The sequence below is a fragment of the Chlamydiota bacterium genome (genome assembly GCA_016178055.1).
GTDB lineage: Bacteria > Auribacterota > JACPWU01 > JACPWU01 > JACPWU01 > JACOUC01.
In genome coordinates, this window is sequence record JACOUC010000027.1 from 1 (window position 1) to 20,927 (window position 20,927).

At 40.3% G+C, this 20,927-nt stretch carries 10 protein-coding genes; 9 read left to right on the forward strand and 1 reads right to left on the reverse strand.

The window, feature by feature from the left end; genetic code table 11:
* The first annotated feature begins 222 nt into the window (after positions 1 to 222).
* The 7 genes from murG to aspS all read left to right on the forward strand — a co-directional run bounded on the left by murG (position 223) and on the right by aspS (position 9,524).
* Entirely contained in the window at positions 223 to 1,338 is a 1,116-nt protein-coding gene (murG, locus tag HYS07_03460; protein ID MBI1870232.1) for an undecaprenyldiphospho-muramoylpentapeptide beta-N-acetylglucosaminyltransferase, read from the forward strand.
* Positions 1,335 to 3,578: a UDP-N-acetylmuramate--L-alanine ligase gene (murC, locus tag HYS07_03465; GenBank protein MBI1870233.1), complete on the forward strand. Its 2,244-nt coding sequence runs from the start codon at positions 1,335 to 1,337 to the stop codon at positions 3,576 to 3,578. Before murG ends, murC begins: the two co-directional genes overlap by 4 nt.
* Positions 3,575 to 4,540: a D-alanine--D-alanine ligase gene (locus HYS07_03470; protein ID MBI1870234.1), complete on the forward strand. Its 966-nt coding sequence runs from the start codon at positions 3,575 to 3,577 to the stop codon at positions 4,538 to 4,540. Before murC ends, HYS07_03470 begins: the two co-directional genes overlap by 4 nt.
* Complete coding sequence (locus HYS07_03475) at positions 4,537 to 5,406, forward strand: FtsQ-type POTRA domain-containing protein (GenBank protein MBI1870235.1); 870 nt, start codon at positions 4,537 to 4,539, stop codon at positions 5,404 to 5,406. Before HYS07_03470 ends, HYS07_03475 begins: the two co-directional genes overlap by 4 nt.
* A 31-nt stretch (positions 5,407 to 5,437) precedes the next feature.
* Positions 5,438 to 6,346 (forward strand): ribonuclease HIII, encoded by a 909-nt coding sequence (locus tag HYS07_03480; protein ID MBI1870236.1) that lies wholly within the window; start codon positions 5,438 to 5,440, stop codon positions 6,344 to 6,346.
* A 112-nt stretch (positions 6,347 to 6,458) separates the two neighbouring features.
* The gene (locus tag HYS07_03485; GenBank protein MBI1870237.1) at positions 6,459 to 7,751 is read left to right on the forward strand and encodes a histidine--tRNA ligase; all 1,293 of its coding nucleotides are present in this window, start codon (positions 6,459 to 6,461) and stop codon (positions 7,749 to 7,751) included.
* 15 nt (positions 7,752 to 7,766) lie between these two features.
* Positions 7,767 to 9,524 (forward strand): aspartate--tRNA ligase, encoded by a 1,758-nt coding sequence (aspS, locus tag HYS07_03490; protein ID MBI1870238.1) that lies wholly within the window; start codon positions 7,767 to 7,769, stop codon positions 9,522 to 9,524.
* Between the two features lie 14 nt (positions 9,525 to 9,538).
* Here the strand turns inward: aspS and HYS07_03495 are convergent, their stop codons facing one another.
* Positions 9,539 to 10,792: an ATP-binding protein gene (locus HYS07_03495; protein MBI1870239.1), complete on the reverse strand. Its 1,254-nt coding sequence runs from the start codon at positions 10,790 to 10,792 to the stop codon at positions 9,539 to 9,541.
* Between the two features lie 211 nt (positions 10,793 to 11,003).
* Here HYS07_03495 and HYS07_03500 point away from each other — a divergent pair, with 211 nt between their 5' ends.
* Together HYS07_03500 and HYS07_03505 are read left to right on the forward strand one after the other, a co-directional pair.
* Positions 11,004 to 11,093, forward strand: coding sequence for an AAA family ATPase (locus tag HYS07_03500; protein MBI1870240.1), 90 nt, complete (start codon positions 11,004 to 11,006; stop codon positions 11,091 to 11,093).
* Between the two features lie 368 nt (positions 11,094 to 11,461).
* Complete coding sequence (locus HYS07_03505) at positions 11,462 to 20,914, forward strand: hypothetical protein (GenBank protein ID MBI1870241.1); 9,453 nt, start codon at positions 11,462 to 11,464, stop codon at positions 20,912 to 20,914.
* The last annotated feature ends 13 nt before the right edge of the window (positions 20,915 to 20,927 follow it).

Below are 20,927 nucleotides of genomic sequence, written 5' to 3' on the forward strand. Positions count from 1 at the left end.
CTTGGGAGGAGCCTCGAAGGGAGCGTAGAAAGCCAAGGTCGGGGCGTTTATTTAGAGGAAAAAAATAACAGGTGATAGTAAAAACCATGGAGATCCAAAAATCAAACATCAAAAATCTTGTCGGACAATGTAAAATTTAAAATGTCTCCCTTGCAATGGCATTTAAAATTTTGGATTTTAGGTTGTCATTTTGAATTTTGATTTTTGGATTTTAAATTAACTATGAGAGTTGCCATATGTACAGGTAAAACGGGAGGGCATGTTTTTCCAGCACTTGCAGTAGCTCGTGAACTTAAGAGCAAAAATACTGCGAACGAATGTTATTTTATCGGCACTCGAAACGGCTTAGATCAATCTCTTCTTCAGAAAGAAGAAATACATTTTGAAGGAATTTTAGGGGAAGGAGTTCCCAGTAAATTAAATTGGAAAATGTTTAAGGCTGTGACTTCTTTTCTTTTGGCTCTCATAGAGGTGAAGTCTATTTTTAAGAGACTTCGCCCGGATGTGGTTCTTTCTTTTGGCGGGTTTATTTCTTGTGCTCCCGTTTTAATGGCTCATTGGATGAAAATTCCTGTTGTGATTCATGAAGCGAATGTTCATCCTGGAAGGGCAAATCGTTTTTTAAGTCGATGGGCAAAGGTTATTTGTACAGGTTTTTCAGCTGGGGGTGATTCTTTTCCTTCTTTTGTTCAAGCGCAAAAAGGGGATAGGAATATTCGAATAACCGGAATTCCTCTGAGGAAAGAATTTTTTAAAGTGAATCGTCAAGAATCATTTCAAGATTTAAAATTAGATCCTTTAAAATGGACTCTTTTTGTGATGGGAGGGAGTTTAGGGGCCCGTTCAGTGAATGAATATTTCCTAAAATGCTTGCCCTTGCTAGGAGAATTATCTAAAAAGATTCAAATCATTCATGTGACGGGAAAAAATGATTATCAAAGAATGTTGGCAAGTCATCCGCCGAATGATATTTCATACCAAATGATTCCATTTTTAGAGAGGCCTGAAAAGGCTTTTGCATGTGCCGACCTCTTTATTGGTCGTGCGGGGGCCTCTACCCTTGGAGAGCTTGCATCTTGTGGGTTGAGTTCTATTTTGATCCCGTATCCTCATGCGGCTGAAAATCACCAGGTGGCCAATGCCTCTTATTGGGCTTGCAAGGGGGCGGCGCATATGATAGAGGAAAAGGAGTGTTCACCAGATATTTTGGCTCAAGAAATTTCTCAAGCTTTACTGAATGAACCCTTAAGAAAATCTTTGTCGATGAATGCCAAAAAAATGTGTGTTTTAGATGCTGATTCAAGAGTCGTCAGTGTTCTAGAAGAGGTGGTGAAGTGAATAAAGAAAGCTCTATGCAAATTCATCTGATCGGCATTGCAGGTTCCGGCATGAGTGCTCTTTCCCATCTTTTGGTGGAAAAAGGGCATCAGGTGTTTGGTTCTGATATTAAAAACTTCACTTCTCTTCATCAAAGAGGCATTACGTTTTTTCGAGGGCATGAGGCTTCTCATGTCAGAGGGAAGGATTTAATTGTTTTCTCAAGTGCCATTCCCCAAAATCATGTTGAGCTCGTCGAAGCAAGAGCTCTTGGAATCCCTTGTATTCATCGCTCCCAGATGTTAGCCGAACTTATGGAAAAGAAAAGATCGATTGCTGTTTCAGGGATGCATGGAAAAACTTCCACAACAGGGATGATTGCCAAAATAGCGATCACGGCAGGTCTTGATCCAACAATAGCCGTTGGAGGAAATTTTGATTTTCTTTCTGAAAATGCGAGATCGGGTCAAGGGACATGGTCTATTTTTGAAGCAGATGAAAGCGATGGCTCACTCCTTTCTTATCATCCTGAGATTGCGGTGATCACCAATTTAGAGCTTGAACATATGGATTATTTTAAGAGTTTGGATCATATTTTAAAGGTTTTTCACCAATTTGCTTCGCAAGTCAAAACAAAAGTGGTGATCAATGGTGATCAGCATGGTTGTCAAGTTTTGAGGGGAATTTTCCCTCGTGATTTTATGATGGCTTTTGGTTTTGAAGAATTTGTGGATGTACAAGGGAGAAATATCATAACGCTTCCTTGGCAATCTCGTTTTAGAGTTTCTTTCCGAGGAGAGGATTTAGGTGAATTTGCCTTGCCTATTTCAGGAAGGCATCAGATTTCAAATGCCTTGGCAACGATTGCAGTGGGCCTTATTCTGGGAGTTAAAGTTGATTCTTTGCGTGAAGCCCTTGCCCATTTTCATGGAGCTGATCGGCGGTTTCAAGTTCAAGGTCAATTTCGCAATGTTACTTTCATTGATGATTATGCGCATCATCCGACGGAAATTCTTGCAACACTCGAAAGTGCACGTCTTTGTTTTTCCGGAAAAATTTTAGGAATTTTCCAACCCCATCGATATAGTCGGACTCTTTTCTTTAAGGAAGAATTTGCAAAAGCACTTTTGGGTTTTGATCATTTAATCATTACAGACGTTTATTCTGGAGGAGAAGCTCCCGTCGAAGGAGTGACCGGTCAGTTGATCTATGAAGAGCTTTTGAAGCTGGGACATACCCATGTTGAGTATTTTCCTTTGCTTGATGAGATTCGAGAAGTTGTAGAGAAACAAGCACTCGATTATCAAGCGATTATAACTTTGGGGGCAGGCAATATGACTTCTTTAGGTGTACAGATTTTGGAAAATTTAAAGCGAAAAGAGAATTTAAAGATTAAAGGTAGGATTTTCGAGCATGAACCTTTATCCAAACACACAACCTTTCGGTTGGGGGGACCGGCTGATCTTTGGGTGGAGCCTCTCGATTTGGAAGAACTCATTAAAGTTCAACAGTGGACTCGTATGAAAGGGTTCCCTTTATTTGTGATTGGAAATGGTTCTAATATTATTGTTCGAGACGGAGGAATTCGTGGGGTTGTCGTGCGCTTAAGTTCTCCTTCTTTTCGCAAGGTCGAGGTAGTCAAAAATCGTTTAACTGTTGGAACAGGTTTAAGTCTTGCAGAAGTGATTCAGCATTCATTAGATCTAGGACTCTCAGGTTTAGAAAATTTAAAGGGAATTCCAGGATCCATTGGAGGAGCGCTCCATTTCAATGCGGGTGCCTTTGGTTCTGAAATAGGGGATCGGATTAAAGAAGTATGGGCCCTGAATCCAGATGGCTCTTTGGTTTTTTTGTCTCGTGATCAACTTCAATTGGGGTACCGGACCAGTATGGGACTGCGTGGAAAAATTACGCTTCAGGCTACATTTGATTTAATTCCCTCTGAAAGTCGTCAAATGTGTGAAAAAATTGTTGGTTTAAAAAATAAGCGGGCGCTTACTTATCCCAAACTCCCAAATGCAGGCTGCATTTTTAGAAATCCAGAGGGAGATTATGCGGGGCAAATCATTGATCAATTGGGTCTTAAAAATTTTTCTCATGGATCAGCTCAGATTTCATCTCAACACGCCAATTTTATTGTCAATACGGGTAACGCTCGAGCTTCAGATGTTTTAGCTTTGATTGAAGATGTTAGAAATAAAGTCTATGAAACAAAAAAAATAAAACTTGAAAACGAAGTTGAGGTCATCGGAGAAGAATGAATCCAATCCGCAATCCGCAATCCGCAATCCGCATTGCTGTTTTAATGGGAGGTCCTTCTCGGGAACGTGAAATTTCATTGCGTTCAGGAAAGGCTGTGAGTCAGGCTCTTCAATCTAAAGGTTATCAGGTTTTTGAAGTCACTGAAATGGACCCCCTTGTTGAACAACTGCGAGCCTTAAAAGTGAATGCAGTTTTTATAGCGCTTCATGGTCAGTTTGGAGAAGATGGAACAGTTCAAAAAATCCTTGAAGAAGCAGGTATTCCTTATACGGGTTCAGGCCCTCAGGCCAGTTTTTGGGCTATGCATAAGGAGTTAGCAAAGGAAAAATTTGAAGAGGCAGATCTTCTGACTCCTCCTTGGATTTGTGCTGATTTTAAAAATGTTGAAGTGTTAAAAAGACAATTAAACGGAATCGGATTTCCATTGGTGTTGAAGCCGAGCGCAGAGGGATCAAGTATTGGTCTTGAGATTGTAAAAACAATGGCTCACTTTTCTTTGGCTTTTGAACGGGTTCGTTCCTTGACTCAAAAAATTTTGGTTGAGAAATTTATTAGAGGAAGAGAATTGACGGTTGGAATTCTAGAGGATCAGGCTTTACCGGTCTTAGAAATTAAAACGGATCGCCCCTTTTATGACTATGAAGCAAAATACACTCCCGGGCACACGACCTACGAAGTTCCAGCCCAACTTCCTCAAAAAATATTTAAAAATATTCAGGATATCGCTTGGAAAGCTCATCAGGCTCTAGGTTGTAGAGACCTTTCTCGAGTGGATATTCTTTTGGACGAGTCTGAAACTGCTTGGATCCTTGAAGTCAATACCATCCCAGGTTTTACAGAGAGGAGCTTGCTTCCTAAGTCTGCGTTAGCAAAAGGGATATCCTTCGAAAATTTATGCGAAAAAATTCTAGAAAGGGCCTTGTGTTCTAATGGTTCTTTTCCAAAGAAAGATCGCACATGATTCGTCGAAGGCGTTATGTTTCAAGGTCTCCGCTCTCTGTTCGGGGTTTTTCTCCATCAAAGAAATCCCGTCCCTTTTCATTCCCAAAATTCTTAGGAAAATCTACTTTAATTCTTTTCCTATTGGTTGCTGATCTAGCTCTTTTAGTCTGGCTTGGCCATAAAATTTGGGATGTGCTTTCCATAGATTCTTATTTTTCAATTCAACAGATTCAAGTTCAGGGTTTGAACTTTTTTTCTGAAAATGAAGTGATTTCGCGAACGAAGCTTTTGAAAGGTCAAAATATTTTTAAAACGGACATTCGAGAAGCAAGAAGAATTCTTACCCAAGAACCTCTTTTTGAAGATGTAGATGTGTGGCGTCAATTGCCGGATACAGTGCTTATAAAAATCATTGAGCGTAAACCGGTTATTCAGGTCATTCCCAAGAATAAAGAAGAGGGGATCAAAGAAAAGGTTTATTTAGTCGATAAAGAGGGCATGATTCTTTCAAATGGAATGGATGCGACTCAGCTTTATCCCATCGTTCGGATGGTTGCGAAGGCTGATTTATTTCGAAGGGGAAACCAAATTTCAAATCAGGGGTTGATCCATGCTCTGGAGGTGATGGATATCTTTTCTGATTCCCTTCTTCGAAAGGTGTTTGATCTTGAAAACATTGAAATCCAGGATGACTCGGATGTGATGTTGAGAAGTCGGTCAGGAATGATCGTTCATTTGGGAGATACAGACTTCGAGAGCCGGCTTTTAAAGCTGCTTGCCATTTTGGAGGATGTTAAAAAGAAAAAAGAGGAACCTCAATCGATTGATTTAAGATTTCGGTATGTTCCGGTAACTTTAAAAGAAGAAGTTAAAAGTGAAAAGTGAAAAATGAAAAGTTAAAAGAGAACTGAATGAAATGCCTTCGAATACTCGAAATTATTATGTTTGTCAGGTTGGAGTTCGCCAATCTTCTCTTCTGAAAGCCCTTTTGGAAGAAAAGGGTTTTCAATTCAGGGAGGTCCCTTATGCCGAGTGGGGAGCCTTCACCCAGGATGTTCATGTGGTTCTTTATTCAAAGGGAAAATTAGTGATTCAGGGGAAAGGAACTCAGGATTTTGTGCAATTTTTTCTAGAGCCACAGATTTTGAAAGAGATTAAATTTGGTTATGAAGGCGAGCTAGCGATGAAAGAAGGGGTTTCTCACATTGGAGTGGATGAAAGTGGAAAAGGAGATTTTTTTGGCCCGCTTGTGATTGCAGCTGCTTATGTTAAAAAAGAAAAAATAGGAAAATTAATTGATGAAGGGGTCAAGGATAGTAAAAAACTTACTTCTCAGGCGATCAATCGATTGAGCAAACTTGTTCGAGATCTTTGTCCCCACGCTTTGGTAGTCATTAATCCTGATCGATATAATACTCTTTATGAGAAAATCAAAAATCTGAATCGTCTATTGGCTTGGGGACATGCTAGATCGATTGAAAATCTTCTTTCCAAAGTAGATTGCAGTCATGTTATCTTAGACCAATTTGGAAGTGAACATTTGGTTTTAAATGCCCTTATGGAAAAAGGAAAAAAAGTTTCCTTGAAACAAATGCATCATGGGGAAGAAGATGTAGCGGTGGCGGCCGCCTCCATTTTGGCTCGACATGAATTTTTGAAACGCATGGAAGAGTTAGGAAAAAAGATAGGAATGGAACTTCCTCGCGGAGCAGGATTCAAAGTTATTGAAGTTGCGACGACGCTCTTCCAAAAGGAAGGGCTTGAAGGCTTGTCCAAAATAGCAAAGATACATTTTAAAATTGTTGACAAGATGAATAAAAATTAAGTTCAGGAAAACAAAGCATTTAAATAAGAAAATTTATAGGATGTTTTAAAAATTTTTGATTTTTATTTGTCATTTTGATTTTTGCATTTTGATTTTTGATATTGAAAAACTTATGAACATACAATCCGTTCGTGGAACCAATGATATCTTACCCTCTGAAGTTGAAAAATGGCGATTTCTAGAAGAGAACGCTCGAAAAATTTTTAGCGTTTTTGGGTTTGAAGAAATCAGAACGCCTATTTTTGAGCACACCGAACTTTTTGTTAGATCAGTGGGCGAAGTGACAGACATTGTTGAAAAGCAGATGTACATCATTCCAGAAAAAGAAGGAATGGGTCTTGCTTTAAGGCCAGAGGCCACGGCCCCTGTCGTTAGGGCTTTTCTAGAACATCCCACGGATCGAGATCGGCTCTCGAAACTGTTTTATATCGGGCCGATGTTTCGTCATGAACGCCCCCAAAAGGGAAGATTACGTCAATTTCATCAAGTGGGAGTTGAAGCCTTGGGCTCTTATCATCCGGCTTTGGAGGTGGAGGTTTTAGATCTTTTGAGAAATTACTTACGGGTATTGGGTCTAGAAGATGCTCATTTTAAAATCAATAGTGTGGGATGCCGACCTTGTAAGACCCGATATGGAGAAATTTTAAAAGAATCGCTTCGAGGTCAATTTTCAAGTCTTTGTCCTGATTGCCAGAGACGCTTTGAGAAAAATATTTTACGCGTCCTTGACTGCAAGAATCCAAATTGTCAGGGTGTCTTAGATCGTATTCCTCTTTTACCAGAGGTGATTTGCCAAGAATGCAAAAATCATTTCGCTCAGGTGACCAGTCTTTTAAAGGATACTCATCTCTCCTTTGAACTATCTCCAAAATTGATTCGGGGTTTAGATTATTATACTCGGACCATTTTTGAAGTGACTCATCCTCATCTGGGGGCTCAGGACGCCATTGCGGCCGGAGGTCGATACGATCACTTGGTCGAATCGATGGGAGGGCCAGCGATGGGTGCTGCAGGTTTTGGAATGGGGATGGAACGTCTCTTGCTAGCCGCTTCAGGTCTGATTGATAAAAAAGTTGTTTCACATTTCCCGTTTTTGTATCTGGCTTCATTAGGTGAAGAGGCCTTTCGGGCGAATTTTCTTCTCCGTCAAAAATTACAAGCATTGGAAATTCCTTGTGAAATGGATTATGATGCCAAAAGTTTTAAATCTCAATTTCGTCGAGCGAATAAGTTAAGCACGCGTTACGTTCTCATTTGTGGAGAGGATGAACTCAAGAAGGGGATGGTGAAATTAAAAGATATGGACCAAGGTTTAGAAAGTGAAGTAAATGCAAATGAAATTGTACAATTCATTCGATTGAAATATGAAAAAAATAAGAGCCAGAAGCTAGAGGTTAGAGGTTAGAGGAGAGATGAAATCATGTCAATGCGATCACATACTTGTGGTGAGTTAAAAAAGGATGATGTAGGAAAGACCATTCAATTGTGTGGCTGGGTTGGGACCCGTCGGGATCATGGAAACCTTGTATTTATTGATCTCAGAGACCGTTATGGGATCACGCAAGTTGTGTTTAATCCTGAAATACATCCAAAGGCCCATGAAGTTGCAAAGGATTTGCGTTCAGAATTTGTAATTAGAGTTGTAGGTGAAGTCGCTCATCGTCCTAGCGGAACGGTCAATTCAAAACTTCCCACGGGAGAAATAGAAATCATTGCTCAAGAAGTAGAAATTTTAAATGGGTCTCAAACGCCCCCTTTTGCCATTGAAGACGGAGCCGAAGTGGGTGAAGACCTTCGCCTCAAATATCGGTATTTAGATTTGAGAAGACCTTTCATGCAAAAGAACCTCTTCATGCGTTATCGCATTTCAAAAATTGCCAGAGATTATTTAGATCGGCAGTCTTTTGTTGAGGTTGAAACACCGATGCTGACCAAGAGCACTCCTGAAGGGGCTCGAGACTATCTGGTTCCCAGCCGTATTTTCCCTGGAAAATTCTTTGCCCTTCCGCAATCTCCTCAGCTTTTTAAACAGCTTTTGATGGTTTCAGGGTTTGATCGCTATTATCAATTGGTAAAATGCTTTCGAGATGAAGATTTAAGGGCCGACCGTCAACCCGAACATACCCAAATCGATATTGAAATGTCTTTTATCGGTGAAGAAGATATTTTCCAGTTAATTGAAGGGTTACTCACACAAGTTTTTAAAGAGGTTTTAGAAAAAAAACTTTCTATCCCACTCCCCCGTTTAACATATCGAGAAGCCATCGAACGCTTTGGATCTGATAAGCCTGATTTAAGATATGATTTAGAATTTGTGGATCTCTCAAGATGGTCCCGCCGTGTTGAATTTAAGGTATTCCGTGAAACAGTTGAAAAAGGGGGCCGGGTCAAGGCCATCAATGCGAAGGGAGGAGCTACTTTATCCATTAAACAAATGGATGAACTGACCGAGTTTGCTAAAAGTTGGGGAGCCAAAGGTTTGGCTTGGATGAAAGTGGAACCTTCAGGAGAATTAAAATCACCCATCACAAAATTCTTTGACAAGACTTTGCTTGACAATCTTTCAAATCAGATGAAGGCTGAAAAGGGGGACTTGATTCTCTTTGTTGCGGATGAAGAATATAAAGTTCATCTTGTTTTGGGACAATTAAGGCTGAAGATGATCGATGTTTTGAAACTGGCTCCAAAAATGGATTTTGCGCTTCTTTGGATCGTTGATTTTCCTCTTCTGGAATATAGCGAAGAAGAAAAAAAATGGGGTGCAGTTCATCATCCTTTCACCAGTCCCAAAAAGGAAGATATTTCATTCTTAGATCAAGAGCCCCAGAAGGCCAGGGCCCGTGCCTATGATTTGGTGATCAATGGGACTGAGGCGGGGGGTGGGAGTATCCGAATCCATTCTCAGGAACTTCAGAAAAAAATGTTTAATCTTTTAGGGATTACTGATGAGGATGCTGTTTTAAAATTTGGATTTCTTCTAGAAGCCTTTAAACATGGAGCTCCTCCCCATGGAGGTATTGCCCTGGGCCTCGATCGACTGACGATGCTCCTCTTAGGCCTAAAATCGATTCGAGACACCATTGCCTTTCCCAAAACCCAAAGCTCAAGCTGTCTCATGACCGAATCTCCCTCAGAGGTTTCTAAAAGACAATTAAAGGAATTGCATCTAAGTTCTTAAATAGATTACACAGATTAAATAAAATAGATCGGTTTTTCGATGATTTGAATCCCTTGATCATCTAATAGGATTTTCTCTTCCAATGTTCTTCCTAAGATATAAGCTTGAGGGAGTTTAAATTTTTTGGAAAAGAGAACCAGATTTTTTAAATCATCGGTACGGATTTCTTTTTGGTACTTGACTTCGATAGGCATAATGCTCTGGTCCCCTAGAAGTTCAATGAAGTCTACTTCATGCTGATAAGGATCTCTCCAGAAAAAATGATAATCCTTAAGGGATATGACAAGATTTTCCACGAGTCTACCTGTTTCTGAAAAATCAGTGAGGGCCCAAGCAAATGACGGAGAAGCCAGATAGAATTTTTTGAGCCTTTTCTCAGATGTGATTTGATTGCGAGAAAAATTAAATATTTTTCGAATAAGAAAGGATTCTTCCAGGTAGTGGAGATAAGAGCTGATGGTTTTATCGGAAATTCCTAATTCTTGTGACATTTTTTGATAATGAACGAGAAGACCTGGATTTTGGGCGATGATTCTTACAAGTCTCCAGAGAATTTCAGGATTTTCAACGGGAAAGAGCATGGGAATATCTTCATAAATAATTTTTCGAATCACCCCAACAAAATAGTTCTTTCGATCCGCTGGAATTTTCAGAGAAACAGCATCGATGAACTGACTTTTTAAGAAAAGTTCGAATTCTATTTCTATTTCTGTGAAAAAGGCGGAAGGCTTTTTTAAGAGATCGGCCCTTTCTTTAAAATGGAGGTACTCTTCAAAATCAAGCGGACTCAGATGATAGGTGAGAATTCTCCCCGCTAAACTCTCTTGAGTTTTTTTCTTAATGAAAAGAGAGGTCGAGCCTGTGATAAAAAATTTCAAATTTGGATAAAGGTCATAGTAGATTTTTAGCTGGTTTTGGAAATGAGTTAGTTTCTGAATCTCGTCCAAAAAAAGATAAATTTTTTCCTTTTTATAATTGATTCCTATTTGCTTTGAAAACGACTGTATTAAATCATCTAATGATGGCTGATCCTCATCAAATGTAAAATACCAAATAGAAAGGGGAGGTATCTTTTTTTCAAGGAGGTAGTTGATGAGCTGCAGAGCCAGAATTGTTTTCCCTGTTCTTCTCAAGCCAATCAATTCGATGATTTCCTTTTGAATCAAGGCCTGAATCAAAGATGGCAAGAGTTTACGCTCTTTTGAATAGGGATAGCGAAAGTCCTTTTCCCAGTGTCGATTATATTTTGATAGATTAATTTCTTCCATATGTTAGTTCTGTTAAATTCATAGTTTAATAGAATCATAACTCCAGTATTTTATATAGTCAATGAATAAACTAGCTTTAAAACGGCTTAATGCTGCTAAAAAAACGCTTTCTTGACAAAATTTACTTATTTCTCAATACTTATATTAAATTACAATGCAAAATTATCAAAGGTTATTAAATATTACATTGAATAGACTTGCCTCAAAAGAAATGGCTAAGATCATTGCCATTTTGGGGGCAAGGCAAGTGGGAAAGACCACACTTCTCAACCATATTGCTTCTGAATGGAAGGGCAATTAAGTATGGAAATAAAATCAGAGCATCAGATCTCGTGGGTTTGCGATCGCTCAAAGACGCTAGTCAGAATCATTTCAAAGCAGGTTTTTTAGTCACTCGATCCCATTACCCTGAAAAATTTGAGGATAATCTATTCGCAGTACCTTGGTGGTATTTTTGTTTGGATTAGCCCGAATTTCTCATTACATTTCTAACTCTTTGTCAATTTCGCCTTGTCTGCTTTTTCGGCCTGTTATAAGCTTATAACTTGTTCCATAGACGTAGGATAGGAAAATTTAAATTTGATATCACTTTTTTTACTTTTTGAACAAATAAAGTGTCTTATCCTGTGATATCTTGTGTAAATTTTACCTATGGATGGAGTTTTTAGTATGAAGTTTATTCAAAAATGGACTTCTTTTGTCCTTTCTCTCTCTATCTTGTTTTATGATCTTTCACCTGCTTTATCTCAAAACTCTGGCATCATAACACCTCAAAATTCCCCTCATTCAGAGGTTAAGAGTTCTATTAATTTATCAGAGAACTACTTAGGTAATTTCATAGATCAATTTAGAATTCCAAACGATTTGGGTGAAGTGATCGAAAATAATCTTCTTCCCAATCAGCCTAATTTTTTTATTGTTGAAGATATTCATTGTAATCCTGAGGCTCAAAGAAATATACGAGGGATTTTAAAAACTCTTAAAAAATGGCTCGAGGCTCGAGGCTCGAGGCTCGAGGCAAAAACTCAAACAGCGATAGATCAATCTTTTCCTCTTTCCTCCTCGAGCCTTCAGCCTCGAGCCTCGAGCCAAAGTGGTCTGGAAACTCTGACAACATCTCAAGATTTCAAACCATTCCATATATTCTGTGAGGCGGCCAGTGGTGAAATGGACCTGTCTTTTTTTACGGGTTTCCCGGATAAAGATGCCCTTTCGCGAGCCACAGAAAAATTCCTTCAGAAGAGTGACATGGATGGTGTGGAATCCTTTCTGGTGACAGAGGGACCTGAGAAGGCTAAGGGAGTGGGTGTTGAAGATTTAAAGACCTATGTCAAAAATGTGGAGTACATGGGAGATTTTCTCGAAGAAAAAGAACTTCAAGAACATGTTTGGCAGAATTTGGAAATGATTTTTAGAAAATTAAGGGAGAAGATTTATTCAAAAGATATACGCGAACTGATGGAAAAGAGGGAGAAGTATCGGGAGTTTAAGATAGGGATGGGGGAGTATATAAAGCAGCTCAAGGCTGGAAGCTCGAAGCTCGAGGCAAGAGCAAAAACAGAAGAAGTATTTACCTCGAGCCTTGAGCCTCGAGCTTCGAGCAAAAAATATCCTCAACTATCTCGTTACACCAAACTCCAGTCCCTTGAAGGAAAAACAGATCTATCAAAGGCTGAACAGGAATATTTAAAGTTTCTTGAAACCTTAGAGAAGAAACTTCCCCAAGAAGAATCTGCTTTGATTCTTCGTCATGTCCTGGAACACAGATTGGGCCGTGAAAGTGATCAGGATCATTACATCTTTTTGAGCCGATACGCTCGTCTTGTCAAAGGAGCCGATATCCCAAATTTAAAATTGCTCTTCAAACAGATGAAAATTTTAAAAAAGCTTTCGTGGAAAGATTTGGAGGAAGAGATCCATCAAGTTGAAAAAGAATTAACCGCGGTCTTGACAAACACAGAACAGGAAAAGAGTTTGGTTGCCTTGGAAGGTGATTATGAAATTCTGAAGAGAATTGCGAGTTTGGAAGGGAAGAGGGAAGATATAAAAAAGCTCGAGGCTCGAAGCTCGAAGACGGAAGCAAAAGCAAAAACAAAAACTGAAGAAGCGTTTACCTCCAGCCTCGAGCTTCGAGCCTCGAGCAAAGTATTATCCTCGAGCCTTCAGCCTCGAGCCTCGAGCCAAGCAAGCTGGACCAGCTTTATAGAGGACTTTCTCCAGAGACTAGCTGATATAGCAGAGAAGGAAGTAGTAGACTATGAATCTCCCGACTTCGGCGAGATTTTTGAAAAGGCCGAAAAATTCTATTCACAGGTTCTCGCCCGCGATGAGATTTTTATGAAGAATGCGCTTCATGTTCTTCAAGAGAAAAAGCTTTCTTGTGCTGCTTTTGTGATGGGTGGTTTCCATACACTTGGAGTCAAAGAAGCCCTTAAAAAGGCCCATATTGGCTATTGTGTGATTGCTCCCCGAATGACTCATTCAGATGATAGAAGTCTCTATTATCGAAAAATGAAGGAAATTTTTGAGGTTCTGGGTGGAATGGATGACGGGCTCAAGAATGCCTCTTTTCCCACCTTGAAAAAAATTGCGCTTCATCATTTTGTGACTCAAGCTCAGGCGATGGGCAGAATGATGATTGGAGAAGCGAGAATTTTGCCTAAGGGTTTCTTTGATGCTTGGGAAGGGAAGGCGCAAGACCTTGCCTCTGTGATTGAAGTATTGGAAAGAGATCATCCTGAATCGGTAACCGTTTCAGGAGATAAACTCACCCTTCAAACTATTTTAAACCTTACCGAACTTTCAGCTCCTGAATTAAGAACTCTGCTTCAAAACAATCAAGTTCGTCCCTTTTTGGAACGCTACATTGAAAAGCTTTTAGCGTTCTCGGGGCATGCAGGTAAAGATTGGCGAGTGCTTTTGGGAAATGGAAAAGAACCTTCTCGACCATTGCGGGGGAGTGTGATGGTCTTAGCCGCTTTGATGTTATTGACAAGCTTTGCTGAACATTTGGTAAAAGCTCAACAAGCAACAGCACCTCCGTATCGTTTTTCTCAAAAATTTTCTCAGCAGGATCTTGTGAGTAATGCTCAACAGCGAAAAGAATTTATCGAGAAGATTTTGCAATGGGAGGCAAAATTTCATCAGGGAGGAATTGGGTATAACGAGAAGAGTGGCCTCACTTATGATGGGCATGCCATTGACTTTAGTACGGGGGAATTAATAGGAGGACCTAGAAATTGGACAGCGGCTTCTAAAGAATCTCTTCATGTCGAAATTCTAACGCTTGCCATTGCAGGCAATCGCTATGCACAAATGTTGATTTCAACTGGCAATTTAACTCAAGCCAAGTCAAAAGCCAGCAGCATTTTTAAGAAAAAAATTAAAAGTTATCAAAAGTTCAATCATGATTTTCCAGGTTTTGGAGGACTTCTGCCCTGGGTTAAGGTGAATGATGAAGGTATGAAGCCAGCTTCTTCTCCTGAGAGGGCTGAATGGGATTGGCAAAAAAGGGTGCCGGGTCTTGACAATGGGCAATTAGCCTGGGCCTTGTATGTCGCTTATCATGTTCTTGAAGAACAAGGCGAAAAAGATTTAGCCCGAGAGTATAAGGAACACTTTGATTTAATGGTCACGAATGCTCCTCGTATTCTTTACGATGCTCAGGCCCAGAAAATCCGTGCCGTTACTGTGATCAAAGATCCAAAATTGTCGCCTTCTTCCAACCAGTATTCGACAGAGCGTTCAGGCAGTGGAGAGCCTTCCTATTTGGACGATCCTTATGAAGGTGAATTGATGGCTTTTTTTATGACTCTTTTTTGTACATGGCCAGATGGAAAGAAATGGCCAGAATCTAAACAGGCTCAGCAAATTTGGAAAGATAAGAAAATGACTCGTGTTGATTGGCAAACGCCAAAGGGTCCACTCACGGTTGTTCAAGGTCACTGGTACTCGGCCCATGAGATGTGGAAGTTTTTAGTTCTTCCCTATACGGACAATCCCTTGGCAAGAGAGATTTTTGAAAATGGAGAAAAGGCCAGAACATGGTATTCAGCGATGAACAAAATTCCAGGATTATTGGCTTCTGTCAATGCTCCTGTTGAAGGAAATCAAGAATCTCCTTATGCTTCTGCCATTGGAATTCAGCCTCTTGCAAAGCAAAAAGTAAGTACAACGGCCATTGTTACCCCTTATGGTGCATTTCCTGTCATTTTGGCTCAGCCTCCCCAAGGTTTGGTCTGGCTTCACGTGATGCTCAATGGGCCAGGAATGCAAGGTCCTTATGGCATGACAGAAGCCATTGATGCCCAGGGGAGAAAAATTGCGCCTCTTCTCACTTGGGATGTGAAATCCACCACTTCTCTTGCCTTGATTATTGCTGGAGAAGGCGGAAATTTAGGACTTCCGTACTTGATAAGAAAATATTTAAAACAGGACAGGATAGGGGACAAATCTCTTTATGATTATTTTTTAGAAATTGTAAAAAGCGAATTTCAAGAAGTTTTTCAAGCTCCTATATATGGCGAAAATGTTCCGTATGCGCTTCCCATAGCAACCATTCCTATGAATAGACCTGATTTCAAATCCTCAACGCGTTCTGTGGTAGAAGTCTTGGAAGGATCTGCTTTCCAGGGTGATGGATTGGTGTCAAAAATAAAGATTAAATCCGGGGTTCTATCTTTACCCCAAGGGGATGGCTATGTTTGGAATCGAATTCATCAGATTGATGTGGAGAAAAATCCAGTGATTTTGATGAATGTAAAAACTTCAGGGGGTCGTATTTCTCTCGAGGTTAAAAACGTCAATGATGAGCTTGTGACTCCTCAAAAAATAGCAGTTGTTCTTCCAGATACACAAGGTCAATTTGTATCTTTTGCTGTCAATATTTCAAGCTTAATGAAGGCGCAAAAAGAAGCTCAAAAATCAGCAGGTAAAGAACTCAACACGACAACAGGCTTTTTTGTCTTTTCAGATCCTCAAGCCTCCTTTCAGTTTAAATTCGTCACATTCCAATCTCCTGAAAAAATTTCAAAGGGAGTTGAAACTCTTCCGTTCGATGGGGGAAGATTTGTGAGAGGGACAGGTCCACGGGTAGCTCCTTCTCAGGCGTCCATTCTCGTTTCTGGAGACGTTCTTCAGAAAATCAATTTTTCTCCAGGAGGTGGTATTGGATATGATGCGAGCCACCCCGTCCCTTTAAAGATCAGGGGTTCAGGTTGGATTTGGGGGTTCTTGCCCCAGGCGATTGATTTGAATCAAAAACCGATCATGACTTTTGTTGTCTCGAAGGGTTCGGGAGATGTTTGGCTTGAACTGAAGAATCAAAGTTCGCAAGGTGAACAGCAATTGGTAGGAACACCTCGTTTTGGATCAAGCAAAGTTAAAATTTCTTTCCCCAAGCCTGGAACCTATTCAGTGGATTTGTCTCGAGGGTTTGTTTCTGGGATACAAGATCGTCGAGCTAAAATCATTGCCTTCTCTGATCCTGAAGGAAATTTTGAAATAAATTCTATCTCTTTTTCTAGGCGAGGCGGTGGCGTAATTAGTAGCCTCAAGAATTGGATCCTTCAGCGCATGCCGTCTTGGAGTCAGAATTATGACACGCGCATTGCCCCCATTTTAGAGACAATTTTGTTTGGGCTCCCTCTTTTGGTAACCACTTTGCTAGGGTTTGATTCTACATGGAGTTTGGGCATTAACCTTCTTTCCTGGACTCTTTTTATTCTGTCCAAGCATCAAGGTGGGCGTGGGGTGGCTGGTCTCATTGCTCTATTTAGTCTTATTCTCACTTCTATTCCTGTTGGATTAGGTGTATCCATGATTTTTGTTCCTCTCTCATTTCTGACGGCCAGTGTGATTCATTCTGGAATCAATAAATTGGATCAGAACGGATTTTTATCAGTAACGGCTAGAGTTTTAAAAGGAGCTGTGGTTTTTGCCTTGAAAGGAGTTTTTGCATTGGGCTTGCTTACGGTGGTAGTCGTAAAAATTGTTGAGCCCGTAGTCTCCCACATTTCGAATCAGAAACATGTTCATGAAATTCAAGTCATGAGTGAGCGGGATGGAAAATGGTTAGTGAATGGTGAAGTAATTACCCTGAAAACTGTTTCACAATTAGAGTCATTACTTCAAAAGGAACTTTCAAAATTTAAAGAAAGTAATATTACACAAGCCATTTCAAACAGCAAGACCGATCGTATCTTTTGGAAAGCCATTTTTTCTCATTATCCTTCTCATCTTCCCGTGTCTCAGTTAATCACGCTGGAAATGATTGAGAATCTATGGAAAACGAATCAATTGGATCATTTGTTCAATGGACTCAGAACCCAACCCCAGTTACTCTATCAATACCTCTCAGAAATTTCTGAGAAGGATATGCATGAATTCTCTCGATATTTTGCAACTTTAAAATCAGGGACTCGCCAGCAGATTTTTCTTACTTTTTTCTCTCAGCTGAGGAAAGATATGGCCATTGTAGAAGAAATAGAGCCTAAGAATACAGGTGATCTTTTGGAGGGTGAGCGCGCTAGGTTGTTTGCCGAGCAAACCCGTCGTCTTGAAAAACTCTATGGAACATTGGCCCAGATGCTGAATCGAAAGACTCCACTTTCCGTGGGCTCTCTGCCTTCTGGTCCAGTTGCGCCTTTCCCAATCATGGGGTTTACTGAGCAGGAAACCTTTTCTAATTTCTATAAACTTTTTGAGGATGAGATTTCCGATTATCGAGGACAAGGCTACACTGTTACTCTGCCACATCCCAAGAAAGTTAATGTTTCGAAAATTGCATGTTTAATTGAACCCAATTTATATCCTGGGATCATCCAGAATAGAAGGTTATCCTTAGAAGATAATCAATCCGCTCTACTCTTAGAGTGGGTTCTTGCCCAAGATCATTTTGTCAATGAAAAGGAACTCTTAAAGAAGGCATTCCAGTTGCATTCAGATTCTCAAAGCAAGACGGTAGATCTTTTTAAAGTGATTGCAACAGTAGGACATTATTTGAAAGAAATGGGGAGAGATCCAGGTGGAATTCTCGGAGGGGTAGAAGCTTTGGGAAGGAAGGATTCTGGAGTTTGGTTTGTGAGAGAAAATCATAGCCCCATGTCACTTGCCTGGATTCTGAATTCTCAAGGGGGATCTGTTGATGAAAATGGGCAGCCGGTAGACCGTTGGAGACCTGTCGATGAAGGTGGGAATGACTCCATTCCTAAAGGCGAAAAATATGGTGTCTTATGGTACAACATTGAAGATGATCTCTATCATTCTTGGAATTTCTTTCTGACGGCTTTATATGTCCATGCAAAATCTTTCGCTGAGATTGAAAAGGATCGGCGTGTTTTTCATGAGGGGGAGTCGCATGATACCTCTTTGTTCAGTTTTAAGAAGCTGGAGGGTAAGTACGTTCTACAATGGTCTCTTTCCTCGGGCGATATTCAGGATCTTCCTATTCTTTTTAAACTTTCCCATTTTCTTAAATTGGATGAGCTTGCGTTCTTGTGGTTTTCGTTTGGAAATCTTAATGAGAAGAGTGATGAAAGAGCAAAACTCATTTTTGCAGATGTGGCCTATGGATTGAGCAAAAATCTTATTCAAGAACGTTTTATCCACTGGGTAGATGCAGAACCTTCCTTACGCGATTCTCTAACTTTGAGAATGTTCGAAGGGGGGAAGTCTCTGGCAGAATATCATTCGACCCTGGTAAAAAAATGGGAGGATGCAGGGAAACCTTCTCCAGCCGAATGGGTTCAGAAAGATTCTCAGACATTTTGGTATGTATTCTATGGTTTTCAGAGGTGTAAGAATTTTGATCAAAGCCCTACAGCACCTTTCGATACCAAGGATGTTTTCGCTAGCTTTAAATCAGTTGTTGAAAGTGGACGAATAAATTTAGAATCATTTTTTAAAAATTTTCCAGAAGATTGGGAATGGAATGGAGATCCGTTTCGCCATGACAATTCTGCTTTTCGTTGGAAACAAAGGCTTGCAGAGAATGTAAATTCAGAAGCATTTCTTATAAAGTTGATTCAGGAAGATGATTTTAGATTGAAGTTGAGTTGTATAAAGAACTTGAATATTTCACCCGCTTTTCTTAAAAGTTTGTTGAAACGAGTGGTTCAAGAAGAAAAAGAAGTTTTTTTGTATTCCTCAGAGGTTCCCTTGGCTTTACGGATAATCTTGATGGACGATTCCGATGAAGTAATTTCTAAGCTTTCAAAGGAGATTCTTTCAGAATCAAGAAGTCCTTTAGAAAAAAACCTCTTAAAAATTTTTGATCGATGGGAAAAATCACGTTCTTCTGATACCATCCCTGATTTAGCTATAGCTCGCTTAATAAGAGAGGAGCCTGTCCTTCGTCAGATTGTTAGTCAATCCTCTGATACGCAATGGCATGAAGTAGATCCAACAGGTGATATTGATAAAGACATAGAAAATCTTATTTCTCAGTCAGAAGATTTTTTGAAGGCATTATCAAAGCATCGAACAGGCGGTGTAATCATTGGCCTCAAGCGTTGGGTTTTGAAGCATGTTCCTGAACAATGGATGAATTGGAGGATTTATTACGACACCCAAGTTGCTCCAAGACTAGAAGAAGTGCTTTTCATTTTGCCTGCGTTTGCAACGGCCCTTTTGGGACTGAATCCTTTCTGGGGAATCGGAATCAATGCGCTTTCGAGAATTGCCTTTGTTTTTTTACATCCCAGTGGTCAAAGAAAAGATCCTGCATGGATCGCACTCTCAAGTCTTGTCCTGACATCTCTTCCTTTTCTTTTAGGCTTTTTGTTTCCTTTATCCTCAGCGACACTTTCTTTGGGACTTGTGCTAACGGTTATCCCTGCTGTCATGGTTCATCGTGCGGTGAATTTAAGAGCCAGACCTCACTTTGAAGAATTTGTGAACTGGTTTAATCAAGACTATCGGACTAGCAGGAATCTGCGGCATTTTGCCCTCTTCCTGACACTCGATCAGATGAATTCTGCTTTCTTTCTCACTTTAAACGACGCCATTCGAGCATTTTCCCATGAAAAAGACCTCAGAAAAAATGAAGAAACTGAGCTTTACGATTTCGTGGTTGATGCAATCATTGCGGCCCGTCATCCGGAATTGATTCAAGGGAAGGAACGACCCTTAGATTCTATCATCGTCCGGATGGAAGCCTGGGGAACTTTAAATTTATTTGGGTGTGATTTGAATATGGGACCCTCCTCTCTCGTGGATATTGAGAAAACGATGAGAGAAGCGCGTTTTTTTAATTATCAAAATGCGAATCTCCGGGTACAGATTGGATCAAAAAAAGTTTCTTGGCAAACCAGGGCTCAGATTACCCAGCGTTATTCATACGAAGGCAAAGAGTATGAGCAGAAGGCGACTCCTCTTCCACAATTATCTTCTTTCTCTTCGGAGACAGTTGGGGCGAGTCTCTTCCAAATCACAAAGGTCGAAGATTACCCCATCCTTTTTGCTTATCTTGTCTTAAGACAGCGTTTGAGAGATATTCAAGCAAAACTTTTGAAGGAAACAATTTCTGACCCTTATCAAGATGATTCAGCGCCTATTTTGCCCCTCATTGACTTCACCTTGCTGGAAAAAAATCAAGATGGCCTTCGTTTGGAAGAAATTATTCAGCAATTCCCTGGTTTTTCAAAGCCCATCGTTACAGACCTTAATCGAACGGAGGGAGAATTGAGAGAAGCCTTGATCAAATTGGGAACCCACCCGGATGAAGTTCATCTCATTTCTCTTAAAGGAGAGAACAATCCCGGAGAGGCGCTTATTGAAAAAGTGAAGGCCTTATGGAAAAAGGAACACCCCGAACAAGATTTAGATTTTCGAACCGTTCGATTTTTGGGACATCAGGACCATAAACGTGAGTTTAAGACCGTGATGCAAAGACATGGTATCAAAGATGCCTATGGGGATGATTTGGCGATTGTTTTTGCCATTGCTTGCGGCGATCGGGAAGCCATTCGAACAGCGTTCCGAAAATTGGGTATGAACTCTGGGCAAATAGACCAGCTCCTGGCCGATAGTGGGGATTTGAAACCCATTCCTGTGATGAACTCCGTGAAAGATCAGATAGAGCGATTTCGAAAGACGGCTGAAATGACTCAGCTCTACATGTAAAGGTCTTAAAGAA

Bases quoted from the DNA above. Each gene is read 5' to 3' on its own strand.
- HYS07_03500 (MBI1870240.1), top strand. From the start codon at position 11,004: ATGGCTAAGATCATTGCCATTTTGGGGGCAAGGCAAGTGGGAAAGACC.
- HYS07_03475 (MBI1870235.1), top strand. From the start codon at position 4,537: ATGATTCGTCGAAGGCGTTATGTTTCAAGGTCTCCGCTCTCTGTTCGG.
- murG (MBI1870232.1), top strand. From the start codon at position 223: ATGAGAGTTGCCATATGTACAGGTAAAACGGGAGGGCATGTTTTTCCA.
- HYS07_03470 (MBI1870234.1), top strand. From the start codon at position 3,575: ATGAATCCAATCCGCAATCCGCAATCCGCAATCCGCATTGCTGTTTTA.
- HYS07_03485 (MBI1870237.1), top strand. From the start codon at position 6,459: ATGAACATACAATCCGTTCGTGGAACCAATGATATCTTACCCTCTGAA.
- HYS07_03480 (MBI1870236.1), top strand. From the start codon at position 5,438: ATGCCTTCGAATACTCGAAATTATTATGTTTGTCAGGTTGGAGTTCGC.
- HYS07_03505 (MBI1870241.1), top strand. From the start codon at position 11,462: ATGAAGTTTATTCAAAAATGGACTTCTTTTGTCCTTTCTCTCTCTATC.
- aspS (MBI1870238.1), top strand. From the start codon at position 7,767: ATGTCAATGCGATCACATACTTGTGGTGAGTTAAAAAAGGATGATGTA.
- HYS07_03495 (MBI1870239.1), bottom strand. From the start codon at position 10,792: ATGGAAGAAATTAATCTATCAAAATATAATCGACACTGGGAAAAGGAC.